Origin of the sequence: Pseudoxanthomonas sp. LjRoot143, from assembly GCF_964252945.1 — a bacterium.
In the GTDB taxonomy this organism is placed as follows: Bacteria; Pseudomonadota; Gammaproteobacteria; order Xanthomonadales; family Xanthomonadaceae; genus Pseudoxanthomonas_A.
The window spans coordinates 1,236,048-1,250,068 of sequence record NZ_CAXUPM020000001.1 but is presented as its reverse complement, the minus strand read 5'-3'; the positions used below and the strand labels follow the sequence as shown (position 1 = coordinate 1,250,068).

13 protein-coding genes are annotated in these 14,021 nt (G+C 68.9%); 9 read left to right on the top strand and 4 right to left on the bottom strand.

Annotation, left to right across the window (positions count from 1 at the left end; all coding sequences use genetic code 11):
- Positions 1 to 85 precede the first annotated feature (85 nt).
- Together ACSQ1W_RS05835 and ACSQ1W_RS05830 are read right to left on the bottom strand one after the other, a co-directional pair.
- Positions 86 to 964, bottom strand: coding sequence for an alpha/beta hydrolase (locus ACSQ1W_RS05835; RefSeq protein ID WP_436042218.1), 879 nt, complete (start codon positions 962 to 964; stop codon positions 86 to 88).
- 70 nt (positions 965 to 1,034) lie between these two features.
- Positions 1,035 to 1,655, bottom strand: coding sequence for a TetR/AcrR family transcriptional regulator (locus tag ACSQ1W_RS05830; RefSeq protein WP_436042217.1), 621 nt, complete (start codon positions 1,653 to 1,655; stop codon positions 1,035 to 1,037).
- Positions 1,656 to 1,875: 220 nt separating this feature from the next.
- Between ACSQ1W_RS05830 and ACSQ1W_RS05825 the strand changes: the two genes are divergently transcribed.
- Positions 1,876 to 2,976, top strand: coding sequence for a Glu/Leu/Phe/Val dehydrogenase (locus ACSQ1W_RS05825; RefSeq protein ID WP_192268595.1), 1,101 nt, complete (start codon positions 1,876 to 1,878; stop codon positions 2,974 to 2,976).
- A 58-nt stretch (positions 2,977 to 3,034) separates the two neighbouring features.
- Entirely contained in the window at positions 3,035 to 4,207 is a 1,173-nt protein-coding gene (locus tag ACSQ1W_RS05820) for an isovaleryl-CoA dehydrogenase (protein WP_245122801.1), read from the top strand.
- A 103-nt stretch (positions 4,208 to 4,310) separates the two neighbouring features.
- Here ACSQ1W_RS05820 and ACSQ1W_RS05815 read toward each other — a convergent pair whose 3' ends face one another.
- Together ACSQ1W_RS05815 and ACSQ1W_RS05810 are read right to left on the bottom strand one after the other, a co-directional pair.
- A complete protein-coding gene (locus ACSQ1W_RS05815; protein ID WP_436042215.1) occupies positions 4,311 to 7,199 on the bottom strand; it encodes a S8 family serine peptidase in 2,889 nt (962 codons plus the stop codon).
- Positions 7,200 to 7,262: 63 nt separating this feature from the next.
- Positions 7,263 to 8,036, bottom strand: a complete 774-nt coding sequence (locus ACSQ1W_RS05810) for a DUF2189 domain-containing protein (protein WP_436042214.1) — start codon at positions 8,034 to 8,036, stop codon at positions 7,263 to 7,265.
- A gap of 128 nt (positions 8,037 to 8,164) precedes the next feature.
- Between ACSQ1W_RS05810 and ACSQ1W_RS05805 the strand changes: the two genes are divergently transcribed.
- From ACSQ1W_RS05805 to ACSQ1W_RS05775, 7 genes are all read left to right on the top strand, one after another.
- On the top strand, positions 8,165 to 9,340 hold the full coding sequence (locus tag ACSQ1W_RS05805) for a thiolase family protein (RefSeq protein ID WP_436042212.1): 1,176 nt from the start codon (positions 8,165 to 8,167) through the stop codon (positions 9,338 to 9,340).
- Positions 9,341 to 9,512: 172 nt separating this feature from the next.
- Entirely contained in the window at positions 9,513 to 9,857 is a 345-nt protein-coding gene (locus ACSQ1W_RS05800) for a hypothetical protein (RefSeq protein WP_192268606.1), read from the top strand.
- A 167-nt stretch (positions 9,858 to 10,024) separates the two neighbouring features.
- Positions 10,025 to 10,369: a hypothetical protein gene (locus ACSQ1W_RS05795; protein ID WP_192268608.1), complete on the top strand. Its 345-nt coding sequence runs from the start codon at positions 10,025 to 10,027 to the stop codon at positions 10,367 to 10,369.
- A 192-nt stretch (positions 10,370 to 10,561) separates the two neighbouring features.
- On the top strand, positions 10,562 to 12,169 hold the full coding sequence (locus tag ACSQ1W_RS05790) for a carboxyl transferase domain-containing protein (RefSeq protein ID WP_436042210.1): 1,608 nt from the start codon (positions 10,562 to 10,564) through the stop codon (positions 12,167 to 12,169).
- Positions 12,170 to 12,172: 3 nt separating this feature from the next.
- Entirely contained in the window at positions 12,173 to 12,922 is a 750-nt protein-coding gene (locus ACSQ1W_RS05785) for an SDR family oxidoreductase (RefSeq protein ID WP_436042208.1), read from the top strand.
- Between the two features lie 167 nt (positions 12,923 to 13,089).
- Positions 13,090 to 13,626, top strand: a complete 537-nt coding sequence (locus ACSQ1W_RS05780; protein ID WP_436042206.1) for a bactofilin family protein — start codon at positions 13,090 to 13,092, stop codon at positions 13,624 to 13,626.
- Positions 13,623 to 13,991, top strand: a complete 369-nt coding sequence (locus ACSQ1W_RS05775; RefSeq protein WP_436042204.1) for a hypothetical protein — start codon at positions 13,623 to 13,625, stop codon at positions 13,989 to 13,991. Before ACSQ1W_RS05780 ends, ACSQ1W_RS05775 begins: the two co-directional genes overlap by 4 nt.
- The last annotated feature ends 30 nt before the right edge of the window (positions 13,992 to 14,021 follow it).

Here is a 14,021-nt window from a genome sequence, read left to right as displayed (position 1 = left end):
GTAGCCGTTCGCGTGTGGACACCTCACCAAAGGCATACCAGTGGACAAGCGCCGCACACCCTACGGGGGCGTGCGGTCGCGTGCGTCAGCACAGGCCGAACGGCAGCTCGCGCGTGGAGACGACGCGCTGGCCGACGGCTTCGCCGCGCAGGAAGCGCAACGACGCGTCGAGGGTTTCCGGTGCGATGGTCACGCGGTGATGGCCCAGCCCGGTGGTGCTGACCAGCGTGGCCCGCGGCCAGTAGCGCGCATAGCGCTCGCCTTCGCACCACGGCACGTCGGTGTCTTCCAGGTCGTGCACGATCAGGCCCGGCCGCGCGATCTGCGGCGCGGTCGCCTGTGCGTGCAGGTCGCGGATGTCGTGCGCGGTGAGTTCCTGGTACTCGTCGAACAGGCGCCGGCTGAGGAACTGCGCCAGCCCGACCATGCCGCCGAAACGGCGGGCGGCGTCGAAGGGGTCGGCCGCGGGCGCGAGCAGGATCACGCGTTCGGCCTGCAGGCCGCGCGCCATCGCGATCGCCGCCGCCGCACCGCCCAGCGAATGGCCGACGATGGCCGCGAGCGGGCCGACGCTGTCGGCGACCCGGCGTGCGGCCTCGGCGAACATCGGCAACGTCGTGCGCCTGCCGCTGCTGCGGCCGTGCGCGGGCTGGTCGAACGTCACCACCGCATAGCCGGCACGGCGCAGCGGTTCCACCCACGGCAGGAAGCGCAGGCCGAAGCTGGACCAGCCGTGCACGAGCAGCACGGTCGGCTGGTGCTGCGGATCGCCCCAGGTATAGGTGGCCAGGCGTTCGCGGCCGAAGGCGAGTTCGCCCAGGCGGGCACCGCCGGTTTCCGCCTGGCGCGCCCGGGTACGCGCACCGGGCATCGGTGTGCAGAACAGGTGGAAGGCGCGCGCCAGCGTGCTGCGCGGCGCAAGCCAGCTGCCGACCGCGAAGCGCGCGCTCAGCAGGGACAGCATCCATGATTTACGAACGGTCGTGCTATTCCGGGAGACAGAGACAGCGGCCATGGTGGAGACCTCGGGGGAATCAGGCGGGAGTGGAAACAGCGGGGGCGCCGTAGGACGCCAGCAGGCGGTCCAGCGAGCGGCGGGCAAGCAACGGCGCCTGCTCGGCGTCGTAGAGGCGGGCGTCGTGCAGGCCCTGGGCGATGGCGAACAGTTCGAACGCCAGCAGGACGGGATCGGTATCGCGCGACAGTTCGCCGGTCTCCACGCACATGCCGATCGCTTTCATCAGCTGCACGCGCAGCTGGCGCAGCCAGTCGACAATGCGGTCGTGCAGCAGGCCCGGGCGGGCGTCGTACTCGTGGGCGGCGGCGAGGATGACGCAGCCATCGGGGTTGTCGCAGACCCAGCGGAACCAGTTTTCCATGATGGCCCGCAGCCGTGGCAGACCACGCGGCAGGCCGACCGCCGGGACGATCACGGCGCGCGCGTAGCGCTCGGCCGTCCACTCCAGCACGGTCAGCTGCAGGTCCTCGCGCGAGCCGAAATGCGCGAACACGCCGCTCTTCGACATGCCCGCCGCCGTGGCCAGCTCGCCGATCGACAGCCCTTCCAGGCCATGCTTGGCGGCGATGTCGTAGGCCCGCGCGACGATCATCTCGCGGGTGGCATTGCCTTTGTGGGTGGCGGCTTGCGGGCTCATGTAAATACAAATAGCACGGTCGTTCTATTCCAGCAATAGGCCGGAGGTCATCCGCAGCCCGCCCCCGCCTGTCATCTCGCCGGAGACCGATTGGATTAGACTGGCGCCCTGCGACGACCACGGCACGATCCGGAAACGTCGCTTTTTTCTTTTCTGACAACCCGTTAGCCGCCCAGAAGGCAAGCCCGCGCCGGCCCCACCCGCGCACCGGAGCCCACCCATGATCTTCGAAACCCTCGACACCTCCGGCCACGAACAGGTCGTTTTCTGCCACAACCCGGACGCCGGGCTGAAGGCCATCATCGCCATCCACAGCACCGTGCTGGGCCCGGCGCTGGGCGGTGTGCGCATGCGGCCCTACGCCGACAGCGCGCTGGCGCTGAACGACGCGCTGCGCCTGAGCCGCACGATGACCTACAAGAACGCCCTGGCCGGCCTGAACGTCGGCGGCGGCAAGGCGGTGATCATCGGCGACAGCAGCGTGGACAAGACCGAGGTGCTGTTCCGCAGCTTCGGCCGCTACGTCGACTCGCTGGGCGGCCGCTACATCACCGCCGAGGACGTCGGCACCGACGTCAACGACATGGAGAACGTCTACCGCGAGACCGAGTACGTGGTCGGCGTGCACCAAGTGCACGGCGGTTCCGGCGACCCCGCCCCGTTCACCGCCTACGGCGCGCTGCAGGGCCTGATGGCCACGCTGAACCGGAAGTTCGGCAACGAGGAGATCGGCAAGTACAGCATCGCCGTGCAGGGCCTGGGCCACATCGGCATGGAGTACGTGAAGCTGTTGAAGGAGCGCGGCGCCAAGCTGTTCGTCACCGACCTCAACCCGGCGCTGGTCGAACACGCGGTGGAGGAATACGGCGCCGAGGCGGTCAAGCCAGACGAGATCTACGACCTGCCGGTCGACGTGTTCAGCCCGTGCGCGCTGGAGTACGCGATCAACGAACAGACCCTGCCCCGCCTGAAGGCCAAGGTCATCTGCGGCACCGCCAACAACCAGATGTCGCACGTCACCGGCGTGGAAGCGGCCAAGCGCGGCATCCTGTACGCACCGGATTACGCGGTGAACGCGGGCGGCGTGATGAACGTGTCGCTGGAGATCGACGGCTACAATCGCGAACGCGCCATGCGCATGATGCGGACCATCTATCACACCGTCGGCAGGATCTTCGATCTGGCGGAGAAGGAAAACATCGCGCCGCAGTACGCCGCCGACCGCATCGCCGAGGCGCGCATGACCGCGATCGGCAAGCTCAAGCTGCCGCTGGGCCGCACCGCCCCGCGCTTCATGGGGCACCTGCGCGGCGAGCACTGACGCAGGACGTTCCACACACACAACCTGGAAGTTGGGCCGCAATAGGAGGGAGGACCGAATGCGACCGGATACCGTCAGCGGGTTTCCGCTGGGCGAAGAATTGGATGCGCTGCGCGAAGCCGTGCAACGGTTCGCACAGACCGAGATCGCGCCGCGTGCGGCGCAGATCGACCACGACAACGCGTTCCCGCAGGACCTGTGGCCCAAGCTGGGCGAACTGGGCCTGCTGGGCATCACCGTCGATCCCGAGTTCGGCGGCAGCGGCATGGGCTACCTGGCCCATCTGGTCGCGATGGAGGAGATCTCGCGGGCTTCGGGTTCGGTCGGCCTGAGCTATGGCGCGCACTCCAACCTGTGCGTCTCCAACCTCTACCTCAACGGCAACGCCGCGCAGCGCGCCAAGTACCTTCCCAAGCTGTGCAGCGGCGAGTGGAAGGGCGCGCTGGCAATGAGCGAACCCGGCGCCGGTTCCGACGTGGTCGGCTCGATGAGCTGCCGCGCCGAACTCAAGGACGGCGTGTGGGTCGCCAACGGCAACAAGATGTGGATCACCAACGGCCCGGAAGCGGACGTGCTGCTGGTCTACATGCGCACCGCCGGCAAGGACGCGGGCAGCAAGTGCATGACCGCCTTCATCGTCGAGCGTGGCATGAAGGGCTTTTCCACCGCGCAGAAGCTGGACAAGCTGGGCATGCGCGGCAGCAACACCTGCGAACTGGTGTTCGAGAACTGCGAGATTCCTGCCGAAAACGTGCTGGGTGAGGTCAACCAGGGCGTGCGCGTGCTGATGAGTGGCCTGAACACCGAACGCCTGGTGCTGAGCGGCGGTCCGATCGGCCTGATGCAGGCCGCGCTCGACATCACCCTGCCCTACGTGCGCGAGCGCAAGCAGTTCGATGCGGCCATCGGCACGTTCGGGCTGATGCAGGGCAAGTTGGCCGACATGTACACCGCACTGCAGTCCAGCCGTGCCTTCGCCTACCAGGTGGCGCGCGGCTTCGACGAAGGCCAGGGCTCGCGCGCCGCGGCGGCAGGCTGCCTGCTGCATGCGTCGGAAGCCGCGGTGCAGGTCACGCTGGAGGCGATCCAGTCGCTGGGCGGCAACGGCTACATCAACGAGTATCCGGCCGGTCGCCTGCTGCGCGACGCCAAGCTGTACGCCATCGGCGCCGGCACCAACGAGATCCGCCGGATGCTGATCGGCCGCGAGTTGTTCGACGGCCGCGGCTGATCTCATCTGCCGCACCAGAGCGGTGGACGTGGGTCCACCGCTTGTTGATCCATCGGGGCGGCGGGCGTGCACCCGCCCTACGCCCACCCTGCCGGCAACGCCGTCAGAACCCCACGCGCAGCCGCGACGACCATTGCCTGTCGCTGCGCTCGTCGCTGCCGTTGCGCAGGTCATAGCCGAACGACAGCATCGCCTTGCGCCACGGCGACAGTTCCACCGCCACGCCCATGTGCGTGCTGGTGCGCTCCTGCATCGCCAGCGGCGCCCAGCTGTCGACGCCGACGAAGCTGGCGTCGACATCGAGGCCGCGTCCGTCCAGCGTGCGCTGCCACTCGGCGTACGCCTGCAGCGACACGGCGCCCAGCACCGAGGTGTCCCAGCCGCGGTACGCACGTGCGCCGGCCAGCGCCTGCAGGCGATCGGTGCGGCTGTCGCGCGTCGTCAGGCCGAAGCCCTCCGCACCCAGTTCGATGAAGCCGTCGCGTTGCAGGCGGGTGAATTCCATGCCGGCATACGGCGACAGCCACGCCCGGGCATGGCCGATCCGGCGGCCCGCCTCCACGCTCGCCGTGAAGTAGCGGCCGGCATAACCGCTGGCCACGCCCTGCATCTTCTCGCCGACCAGCAGGCCGCGATCGATCTGCCGGTCGAACCGTCCTGCACCGACCAGGCCGACCACATGCGTGCCGTTCCAGTCGCTGCCGGCGTAGGCGAGCGCCTGGGTCTGGCGATCGCGGCCGCGATCCCGGCCCGCCTGCGCGCCGCCGCTGGCGCGTGCTTCGCCGAACGCCATGCCGGCGAAACCCTGCCGACCCAGCGACCCGTCACTGCCCAGCAGCCAGCCATCGGCCTGGTAACGCGCCACGCCCAGCGCACCCTGCCCCGGTGCGCCCAGCGACTGGTACCAGTCCTGCCCAGGGGCCACGCCCGATGCGCGCGCTTCCGCACGCGCGCCCAACGCGCGGCGACCGGCGCCGATCACGTCGTAGGTCATTGCGTCCGCGACCGCATGCAGGTCGCCGGACAGGCTGCGCAGCGAGGCATCGGCGTGCGCGATGCTGCCGGTCTGCTGGAAGATCCCGGCACTGTCGATGAAGCCCTGATCGATGCCGGATGCCGCCTGTCCGGCGAGTTGTCCGTCGATGGCCGACATCGCCATCTCCATCCGCGCGGCCGCGGCCTGCGCCGACTTCGGCAGGGACATCCCCGCGATGGCGCGCGATACGTCGATGCGCGTGATGTCCAGGTAGACGTTGTTCGCGTCGTAGGCCAGCGCCGCCTCGAGGAATACGCTGGGCGCGGCCTTCAGACTGCTGAAACGGCCGATGATCTGCGACGAATTCAGCAACACCTCGCGCGCCGACGTGGTGTAGCCGCTCTTCACCCCCAGCACGCTGATCTGGCCATCGAGCCTCGCCTCGATCGACGCGCTGAACGGGTTACCCAGCCACACGCCCAGGTTGCCGTTCGGCCCTTGGGAAAACCGGTACGCGCCGACCGTATTGTTCGCCCCTGCCAGATAGGTGCCGTTGTTGTTGACCGACGACGCATAGCCACCCGACCAGACCGTGGCGCCGGGACTGACATGGATGTTGGAAAAGCCATTGCCATTGACCAGGTACAGGCTGCCGGCTTCCACCCGCGTGTCGCCGGTATAGAACGCACGATCGGCCAGGATCAGCGTGCCGGTGCCTTGCTTGATCAGTCCTCCCGGGCCGGAAATCGCGTTGCGCCAGACCGATGTGCCGGTGAAGGACACGGTGACGTCGCCCCAGGCGAACTGCGCCGGCCCGTTCGCCGCGCGCCCTACATCCAGCAGTCCCCAGCCGAACTCGGCATCCACGCCGGTCGCCCCGAGGTCCCGCGCGGTACCCAGCAATGTCTGTCGCACCAGGTCGTTGTTGAAGTACGGGAACGCCGACCACACCACCGCCGCCGCACCCGACACCTGCGGTGCCGCGTACGACGTGCCGCCGCCCAGGTAGAGGCTGTAGCTGGTGTCGCCCGTGCGCGCCGCGGGGTCGATGAAGACCACGTTGCCCGGCGCGGCCAGGCAGTAGTTCATCGCGATGCCGCAGGCCTGCGAGTAGTCGGTCAGGCGGGTGGGATTGTCCGGATCCAGGGCGGCAACGGTCAGCCAGCCGCGCTCCAGGTCGGCTGCCGCGGCGGAAAGACTGGGCAGCGCGGCGTTGTCGGACGGATTGCCGCGCAGCGCGGGAATGTCACCGGCATTGCCGTTGGCGAACACGATCAGCCCGCCGCGCCCGATGACGAAATCGCGGTAGGCGGACGCCAGTTCGCTCGTCAGCGCCGCATCGTTCCAGTACAGCCCACCCCAGGAATTGTTGATGATCCGCGCACCCGCGCCTGCCAACTGGGTGTTGATGTCTCTGAAGAAGTCGCCATACCCCTGCCCGGCGCGGATCTCGTTGCCCTCGCCGGTGCCGTCGTCGTCCGGACGGGTGTCGTTGATGATGCGCGAAGACACGATGTTCGCGCCGGGTGCCACACCACCACCCCAGTTGCCGATGCCGCGCCCGGCAGCGATCTGCGCCACGACGGTGCCATGGCCCACCACATCGTCCACCCTGGTGTTGTTGGTCGCGGGATTGACGTTGACGAAGTTGGCGTTGACCCGCCCGCTCAAGGCGGGATGGTTGCGGTTGACGCCGGTGTCGACGAAGCCGATGGTGACGCCCCGCCCGGTCAGTCCCGCGCCCAGCGAGCCTGCCGCTCCGATCAGATCGAGATGCTGACTGTACTGCGGCAGGGCCGCCGGCGGAGACTGCGTCGGCACCGCGGGCGGATTAACCTGGGTCAACGAGCCATCGATGACCACGTTCGGCGTGAACCCCACGCCGGTCGGTGGCGGCGGATCCGGCCGCACCGTCGAGCCGCCCCCACCGCCCCCGCATGCGGCCAGCGCCAGTGCGAGCATCCCCATGCCTGCCGCGCGCGCGCGGACAGACGAGCCGTCATGCGATCCCTTCATCCCCGTTCTCCCTGCTGGTGGCGGTGCACCCCTGCATCGCCCGAGCCGACTTTACCCGGTGGCCTACTCCAATGCAGCCCAGGCGGACGCGTCCAGCGTCTCCCGGTAGCCGTGCCAACTGGCGTACGCCAGCCAGGGCATGAGCAGGCCCAGGCCCAACAGCGCCGTGGCGAAGCCGATCGCCGTCAGCGTCACCAGCACCAGCCCCCAGAGGACCATCACGTGCTTGTTGCGCATCACGGCATGCACACTCGAGACGGCCGCCGTGACCATGTCCACGTCGCGGTCGGCGATCATCGGCAGCGAGAAGGCGGTGACGGCGAAGGTCAGCGCCGCGAACACCGCGCCTACCGCCGAGCCCAGCGCCAGGAACTCCCAGAACGCCGTCGGATCGCTGCCGTCGAACGGAAAGAACGCGCTGACCATCATGCCGGCGCGCGACCAGAGCAGGATGATCACGCCCTGCCCCAGCGCATACACCCCCGCCTGGCCCAGCACGCGCTTCGCCAGCACGAACGAGTCGCGCAGCCGCGGTGTACGCCCCTGTTCAAGCGCCCGGCTGACGCAATACAGACCCACGCAGAGCAGCGGCGCCACGAACACGAACCCCGACAGCAGCGTCGCCAGCAGCGCGAACCGCCCGAGCAGGTAGGCCAGCCAGGAGATGCCCAGGCTGACCAGCACGATCACCACGCCGAACAGCAGGGTCAGCCCGGGTGCGCGGCGCACGTCGCGCCATCCGGCCCGCAACCAGCGCCACGGTGCGCCGGCGTCGAGGTCCGCGCATGGCACGACGAAGGGCCGTGCGGCCGGTTCTGTCGATGATCCTTCGGTCATGCGTCCTCCCCTGGCCGCCAGCATACGCCCGGCGCGGCAGGACGCGGGGCCCTGTACCAACGGCCGATTTGCCCGCCGTCGGGGCGGGGCGGGATAATCGGGATCTCACTCCACGCGGGAAGTCCCCCATGTCCGACATCGTCATCGCCGCCGCCAAGCGCACCGCCATCGGCTCGTTCCTTGGCCAGTTCAACGGCGTCCCCACCCCGACGCTGGGCGCCACCGCCATCGCGGCCGCGCTGGAACAGTCCGGCATTCCGGCCGCCGACGTGTCCGAGGTCATCATGGGTTGCGTGCTGCCGGCCAACCTCGGGCAGGCACCTGCCCGCCAGGCTTCGCGCGCCGCCGGTATTCCGGACGCGGCCGGTGCCACCACCATCAACAAGGTCTGCGGTTCGGGCATGAAAGCGATCATGCTCGGCCACGACCTGATCAAGGCCGGGTCGGCCAGCATCGTCGTCGCGGGCGGCATGGAATCCATGAGCAATGCCCCGCACATGATTCCCAACTCGCGCACCGGCAACCGGTACGGCAACTTCCAGGCGGTCGACCACATGGCGTGGGACGGCCTGACCAGCCCGTACGACGGCCAGCCGATGGGTGTGTTCGCCGAGGCCACCGTCGCCAAGTTCGGCTTCACCCGCGAGGAGCAGGACGCCTACGCGATCGAGTCGGTCACCCGTGCGCAGGCCGCGCAGGCCTCGGGCGCGTTCAACGACGAAATCGCTCCGGTGAAGGTCGCCACCCGCAAGGGCGAGGTCGAGGTGACCACCGACGAGCAGCCGGGCAAGTCCGACATCGCCAAGATCCCGACCCTCAAGCCCGCCTTCAAGAAGGACGGCAGCGTCACCGCAGCCAGTTCGTCCAGCATCTCCGACGGCGCCGCCGCCACGGTGCTGCTGAGCGCCGACGAAGCCGCCAAGCGCGGCCTGCAGCCGCTGGCGAAGATCGTGGGCCATGCCACCTATTCGCAGGCGCCGGAATGGTTCACCACCGCCCCGGTCGCCGCCATCGACAAGCTGCTCAAGCAAGTCGGCTGGACCGTGGACCAGGTGGACCTGTTCGAGGTCAACGAGGCGTTCGCGGTCGTGGCGATGGCGCCGATCAAGGAACTGGGCATCCCGCACGCCAAGGTCAACGTCAACGGCGGTGCCTGCGCGCTGGGCCACCCGATCGGCGCATCCGGCGCCCGTCTGGTGGTCACCCTGATCAACGCGTTGCGCGTGCGGGGCGCCAAGCGCGGCGTCGCGACCCTGTGCATCGGCGGCGGCGAAGCGACCGCGATCGCGGTCGAAATCGTCTGACGGTTTTTGCGCAGTTTCGTGGGCGGCGACGGACGTTTCCGTTCCGCCCATTCAATTTAACAACGGATTGACAAAGATAACCGGCCAGCCGCTTGACACGGGTAACGGGCTTGTCATCATGTTGCAGGCGCGCAATTGCGCGTTGCCTAACTAACGACGAGGAAATGCAACGATGACCATGAACAAGGCTCTGATCGCGCTGGCTCTGGGTTTCGCCCTGGCTGCGTGCTCGAACCAGGAACAGGCCGCCGACGCCGCTGCTGACGCCGCTGCGACCGCGACCGAAGCCCAGGCTGCCGCTGACGCCGCCGCTGCTGCTGGCGAAGTGACCGCCGACGCCGCCCAGCAGTCGGCCGACGCCGCTGTGACCGCCGCCGACGCCGCCGCCACCGCCGCGACCGACGCTGCTGCCGCCACCACGACGGAAGCTGCTGACGCTGCTGCCGACGCCGCTGCCCAGGCTGCCGACACCGCCGAAGCCGCGACCGACGCTGCCAAGGAAGCCACCAAGCAGTAATCTGCTGGTAGTTGCCTGATTTAGCGTTAGACTGAAAGAGCCGCCAGTTCGCTGGCGGCTTTTTCTGTATCCGGGCATGGCGTCCCGGTTCGCCCCTCGGTTCGAGGACGAACGGATAGCGCCACCCGGCGCCACCTTCTTCCACACATACCGATTTGGGGATCCGCATGAAGATCAAGACCACTGTCCTGCTGGCTGCCGCCGTCCTGGCCCTGAGCGCCTGCACGAAGAGCGAAACCGCCGACCAGGCCGCCGCCGACGCCGCTGCCGCCGCCGATCAGGCCGGCGCCGCTGCCGCCGACGCCGCGACCGCCGCCGGCGACGCCGTCGAAGCCGCTGCCGACGCCACCGCCGCTGCCGCCTCCGACGCTGCCGCCACCACCGAAGCCGCCGCCACCGACGCTGCCGCTGCCGCTGCTTCGGCCACCGCCGACGCCGCCCAGGCGACCGCCGACAAGGCTGCCGAAGTGGCAGACAGCGCCGAAGCCAAGGCTGAAGAAGCCAAGAAGTAATCGACTCGCGTCATCGCGAATCGGACAAGGCCCGCGCAAGCGGGCCTTGTCGTTTCCGGCGGCCAGCCCCGCGCGACCGGACCGTCGATACATCACGATGACGGCGGCAGCTGCCTGCTTTTTTTGCAGTGCGGTTTGGCGCATGAGGGGGCTTCGTGGTCTGATGCCGCCTTTCCTGCACCTGCGTGCCGCATGCCTGCCATCACCTCGCAACTCGATCCGCGCTCGCCCGACTTCATCGCCAACGCCGCCTACCATCGCGTGCTGGTGCAGGAACTCGATCGTCGGCTGGCACGCGCCGCCGACGGCGGCGGCGAGAAGGCCCGCAACAAGCATACCGAGCGCGGCAAGCTGCTGGCGCGCGATCGCATCACCGGCCTGCTCGACCCCGGTTCACCGTTCCTCGAGATCGCGCCCCTCGCCGCCGAGGACATGTACGACGGGGCCGCGCCGGCGGCCGGCATGGTCTGCGGCATCGGCCGGGTGATGGGCAATGAGGTGGTGATCGTCGCCAACGACGCGACGGTCAAGGGCGGCACCTATTTCCCGATGACGGTGAAGAAGCACCTGCGCGCGCAGGAAATCGCACGCGAGAACCGGCTCCCCTGCATCTACCTGGTCGATTCCGGCGGCGCCTTCCTGCCGCTGCAGGACGAGGTGTTCCCCGACAAGGAGCACTTCGGCCGCATCTTCTACAACCAGGCCAGGCTCTCCGCCGAGAACATTCCCCAGATCGCCGTGGTCATGGGCAGCTGCACCGCCGGCGGCGCCTACGTGCCGGCGATGTGCGACGAGAGCGTCATCGTCAAGGAACAGGGCACCATCTTCCTCGGCGGCCCGCCGCTGGTGAAGGCCGCGACGGGCGAAGTGGTCGATGCCGAAGCCCTCGGCGGTGCCGACGTCCACACCAGCGTCTCCGGCGTGGCCGACCATTTCGCCGAAGACGACCGCCATGCGCTGGAAATCGCGCGCGGCATCGTCGGTCACCTCAACCGCAGCAAGACGCTGCCGGTCGCCGTGCGGGAGGCGCGCGAGCCGCTTTATGCCGCCGATGAGCTCTACGGCATCGTGCCGAAGGACACCCGCCGCCCGTTCGACATCCGCGAGGTCATCGCACGCATCACCGACGGCAGCGAACTGGACGAGTTCAAGGCGCGCTACGGCAAGACGCTGGTCACCGGCTTCGCCCATCTGCACGGGTATCCGGTCGGCATCGTCGCCAACAACGGCATCCTGTTCGGCGAGAGCGCGCTGAAGGGCGCGCACTTCATCGAACTGTGCAACCAGCGCGGTATTCCGCTGGTGTTCCTGCAGAACATCACCGGCTTCATGGTCGGCCGCAAGTACGAGAACGCCGGCATCGCGAAGGATGGCGCGAAGATGGTCACCGCCGTCGCGTGCTCGTCCGTGCCGAAGTTCACCGTGGTGATCGGCGGCAGCTTCGGCGCCGGCAACTACGCGATGTGCGGCCGCGCGTACGGTGCGCGTTTCCTCTGGATGTGGCCCAACGCGCGCATCAGCGTGATGGGCGGCGAACAGGCCGCCAGCGTGCTGGCGACGGTGAAGCGCGACGGCATCGAGGCCGCCGGCAAGGCATGGAGCGCGGACGAAGAGGATGCGTTCAAGGCGCCCATCCGCGACCAGTACGAATCGCAGGGCAGCCCGTGGTACGCCACTGCGCGCCTGTGGGACGACGGCATCATCGATCCCGCCGACACCCGCCGCGTGCTCGGTCTCGGTATTTCCGCCTCGCTGAACGCGCCGATCGAGCCGGCGAAGTTCGGCGTGTTCCGGATGTAACCGGTGGCGTCGCAGGTCGTCCTCGTCACTGGCGGAAGCCGCGGCATCGGCGCGGCGACGGCGCTGCTCGCGGCCCGGCACGGGTATGCCGTCGGCGTGAACTACCGGCGCGATGAGGCCGCGGCGGCGTCGGTCGTGGCGCAGATCGCCGCGGCTGGCGGTCGCGCCGTCGCGCTGCAGGCGGACGTATCGGACGAAGCGGACGTGGTGGCGATGTTCCAGCGGCTGGATGAAACGCTGGGGCCGGTGACCGCACTGGTCAACAATGCCGGCATCCTCGAGACGCAGATGCGCGTGGAGGCGATGGACGCCGCGCGTATCGGCCGCATCCTCGCCACCAACGTCACCGGCACCCTGCTCTGCTGCCGCGAGGCACTGCGCCGCATGTCCACGCGCCACGGTGGCCACGGGGGCGCGATCGTCAACGTGTCGTCGGTCGCGGCGAAGACCGGTTCGCCCGGCGAGTACGTCGACTATGCGGCGTCCAAGGGCGCGATGGACGCGCTGACGGTCGGCCTGGCGCAGGAAGTCGCGCAGGAAGGCATCCGCGTCAACGCGGTCCGGCCGGGCTTCATCTACACCGGCATGCATGCCGACGGCGGTGAGCCGGACCGGGTGGAACGGGTCAAGGCGTTCGTGCCGATGCGGCGTGGCGGCCAGCCGGACGAGGTGGCGCAGGCCATCCTGTGGCTGCTGTCGCCGCAGGCGTCGTACACCACCGGCACCTTCGTCGACGTCGCCGGCGGTCGCTGAGCGACGCCTCGCTTCAGACTTGTGAGCGAAGCGTAGACAACGCCATCTGGGACGTGAACCGGTGTACTACGACGGCATCGCCATCGCCGTTTGGCAGGCGTGATCACAGCGTGACGTTCCGTCAATTGGCGATAGTCCAGGGCCCTGCCACCCGGAGCATCCCCTGCATGTCCATCTGGAAAGACCAAGCGCCCGCGAAGAAGGACGCCCCCCTGCCCCCCGAGGCGCCTGCGGCGCCGTTGCGCGACACCCCGGCGGCCGCCGACTTCTCGCCGGCCGTCACCGCGCCGCCGGGCACGCGTCCGGTCGAACGCACCGCACCGCAGGAGGCGCTGAAGGAATCGCTGATCGCCGCCGACCTGACCATCGAGGGCAAGATCGAGGGCACGGGCCACATCCGCATCGCCGGCAGGTTCAAGGGCGACGTCAACGTGCAGGGCGACCTGACCATCGAAACCGGTGCCAAGCTCAATGGCGGCGTGCGGGCGAAGAAGGTGACCATCGCCGGCGAACTGGAAGGCAACATCGAATCCGCGTCGCGGGTGGAGCTGCTGTCGTCGGGCGTGCTGGTCGGTGACGTGAAGGCAGGCGCCCTCACCGTGGCCGCCGGTTCGCGCATGCGCGGCAATGCCGAGTTCGGCTGGGACGACACGCCCACCAAGGGCGGCAAGTCGAACGGCACGGAGCCCGGCCCCGCCGCATGAGCCAACCCCGCCCGGGCAGTGCCGGCGCCACCCGCACCTGTCCGCACTGCAAGGCGACCATCCTCGAAAGCGCGGCCGTCTGTCCGGGCTGCCGCCACCACCTGCGCTTCGAACCGGGCGCAGGTGCCAACGCCACTCCGGCACTCACCCCGCTGCGGATCGAAGGCACGCTGCAGCCGCCGGCCGAGGGCGCCGCCTGGGAATACAGCGTGGTGCTGTCCATCCGCAACGAACGTGGCGATGAAGTCACCCGCCAGGTCGTCGGTGTCGGCGCCATGCAGCCGCACGAACAACGCAGCTTCGTGCTGTCGGTGGAACTGAACCCCGCGACCGGCAAGGCGGCCGGGCGGCGCACGCGGCACTGACGCCCTCCCCGCCGGCGGAGCGCCCGGCTA

Bases quoted from the DNA above. Each gene is read 5' to 3' on its own strand.
- ACSQ1W_RS05835 (WP_436042218.1), bottom strand. From the start codon at position 964: ATGCTGTCCCTGCTGAGCGCGCGCTTCGCGGTCGGCAGCTGGCTTGCG.
- ACSQ1W_RS05830 (WP_436042217.1), bottom strand. From the start codon at position 1,655: ATGAGCCCGCAAGCCGCCACCCACAAAGGCAATGCCACCCGCGAGATG.
- ACSQ1W_RS05825 (WP_192268595.1), top strand. From the start codon at position 1,876: ATGATCTTCGAAACCCTCGACACCTCCGGCCACGAACAGGTCGTTTTC.
- ACSQ1W_RS05820 (WP_245122801.1), top strand. From the start codon at position 3,035: ATGCGACCGGATACCGTCAGCGGGTTTCCGCTGGGCGAAGAATTGGAT.
- ACSQ1W_RS05815 (WP_436042215.1), bottom strand. From the start codon at position 7,199: ATGAAGGGATCGCATGACGGCTCGTCTGTCCGCGCGCGCGCGGCAGGC.
- ACSQ1W_RS05810 (WP_436042214.1), bottom strand. From the start codon at position 8,036: ATGACCGAAGGATCATCGACAGAACCGGCCGCACGGCCCTTCGTCGTG.
- ACSQ1W_RS05805 (WP_436042212.1), top strand. From the start codon at position 8,165: ATGTCCGACATCGTCATCGCCGCCGCCAAGCGCACCGCCATCGGCTCG.
- ACSQ1W_RS05800 (WP_192268606.1), top strand. From the start codon at position 9,513: ATGACCATGAACAAGGCTCTGATCGCGCTGGCTCTGGGTTTCGCCCTG.
- ACSQ1W_RS05795 (WP_192268608.1), top strand. From the start codon at position 10,025: ATGAAGATCAAGACCACTGTCCTGCTGGCTGCCGCCGTCCTGGCCCTG.
- ACSQ1W_RS05790 (WP_436042210.1), top strand. From the start codon at position 10,562: ATGCCTGCCATCACCTCGCAACTCGATCCGCGCTCGCCCGACTTCATC.
- ACSQ1W_RS05780 (WP_436042206.1), top strand. From the start codon at position 13,090: ATGTCCATCTGGAAAGACCAAGCGCCCGCGAAGAAGGACGCCCCCCTG.
- ACSQ1W_RS05775 (WP_436042204.1), top strand. From the start codon at position 13,623: ATGAGCCAACCCCGCCCGGGCAGTGCCGGCGCCACCCGCACCTGTCCG.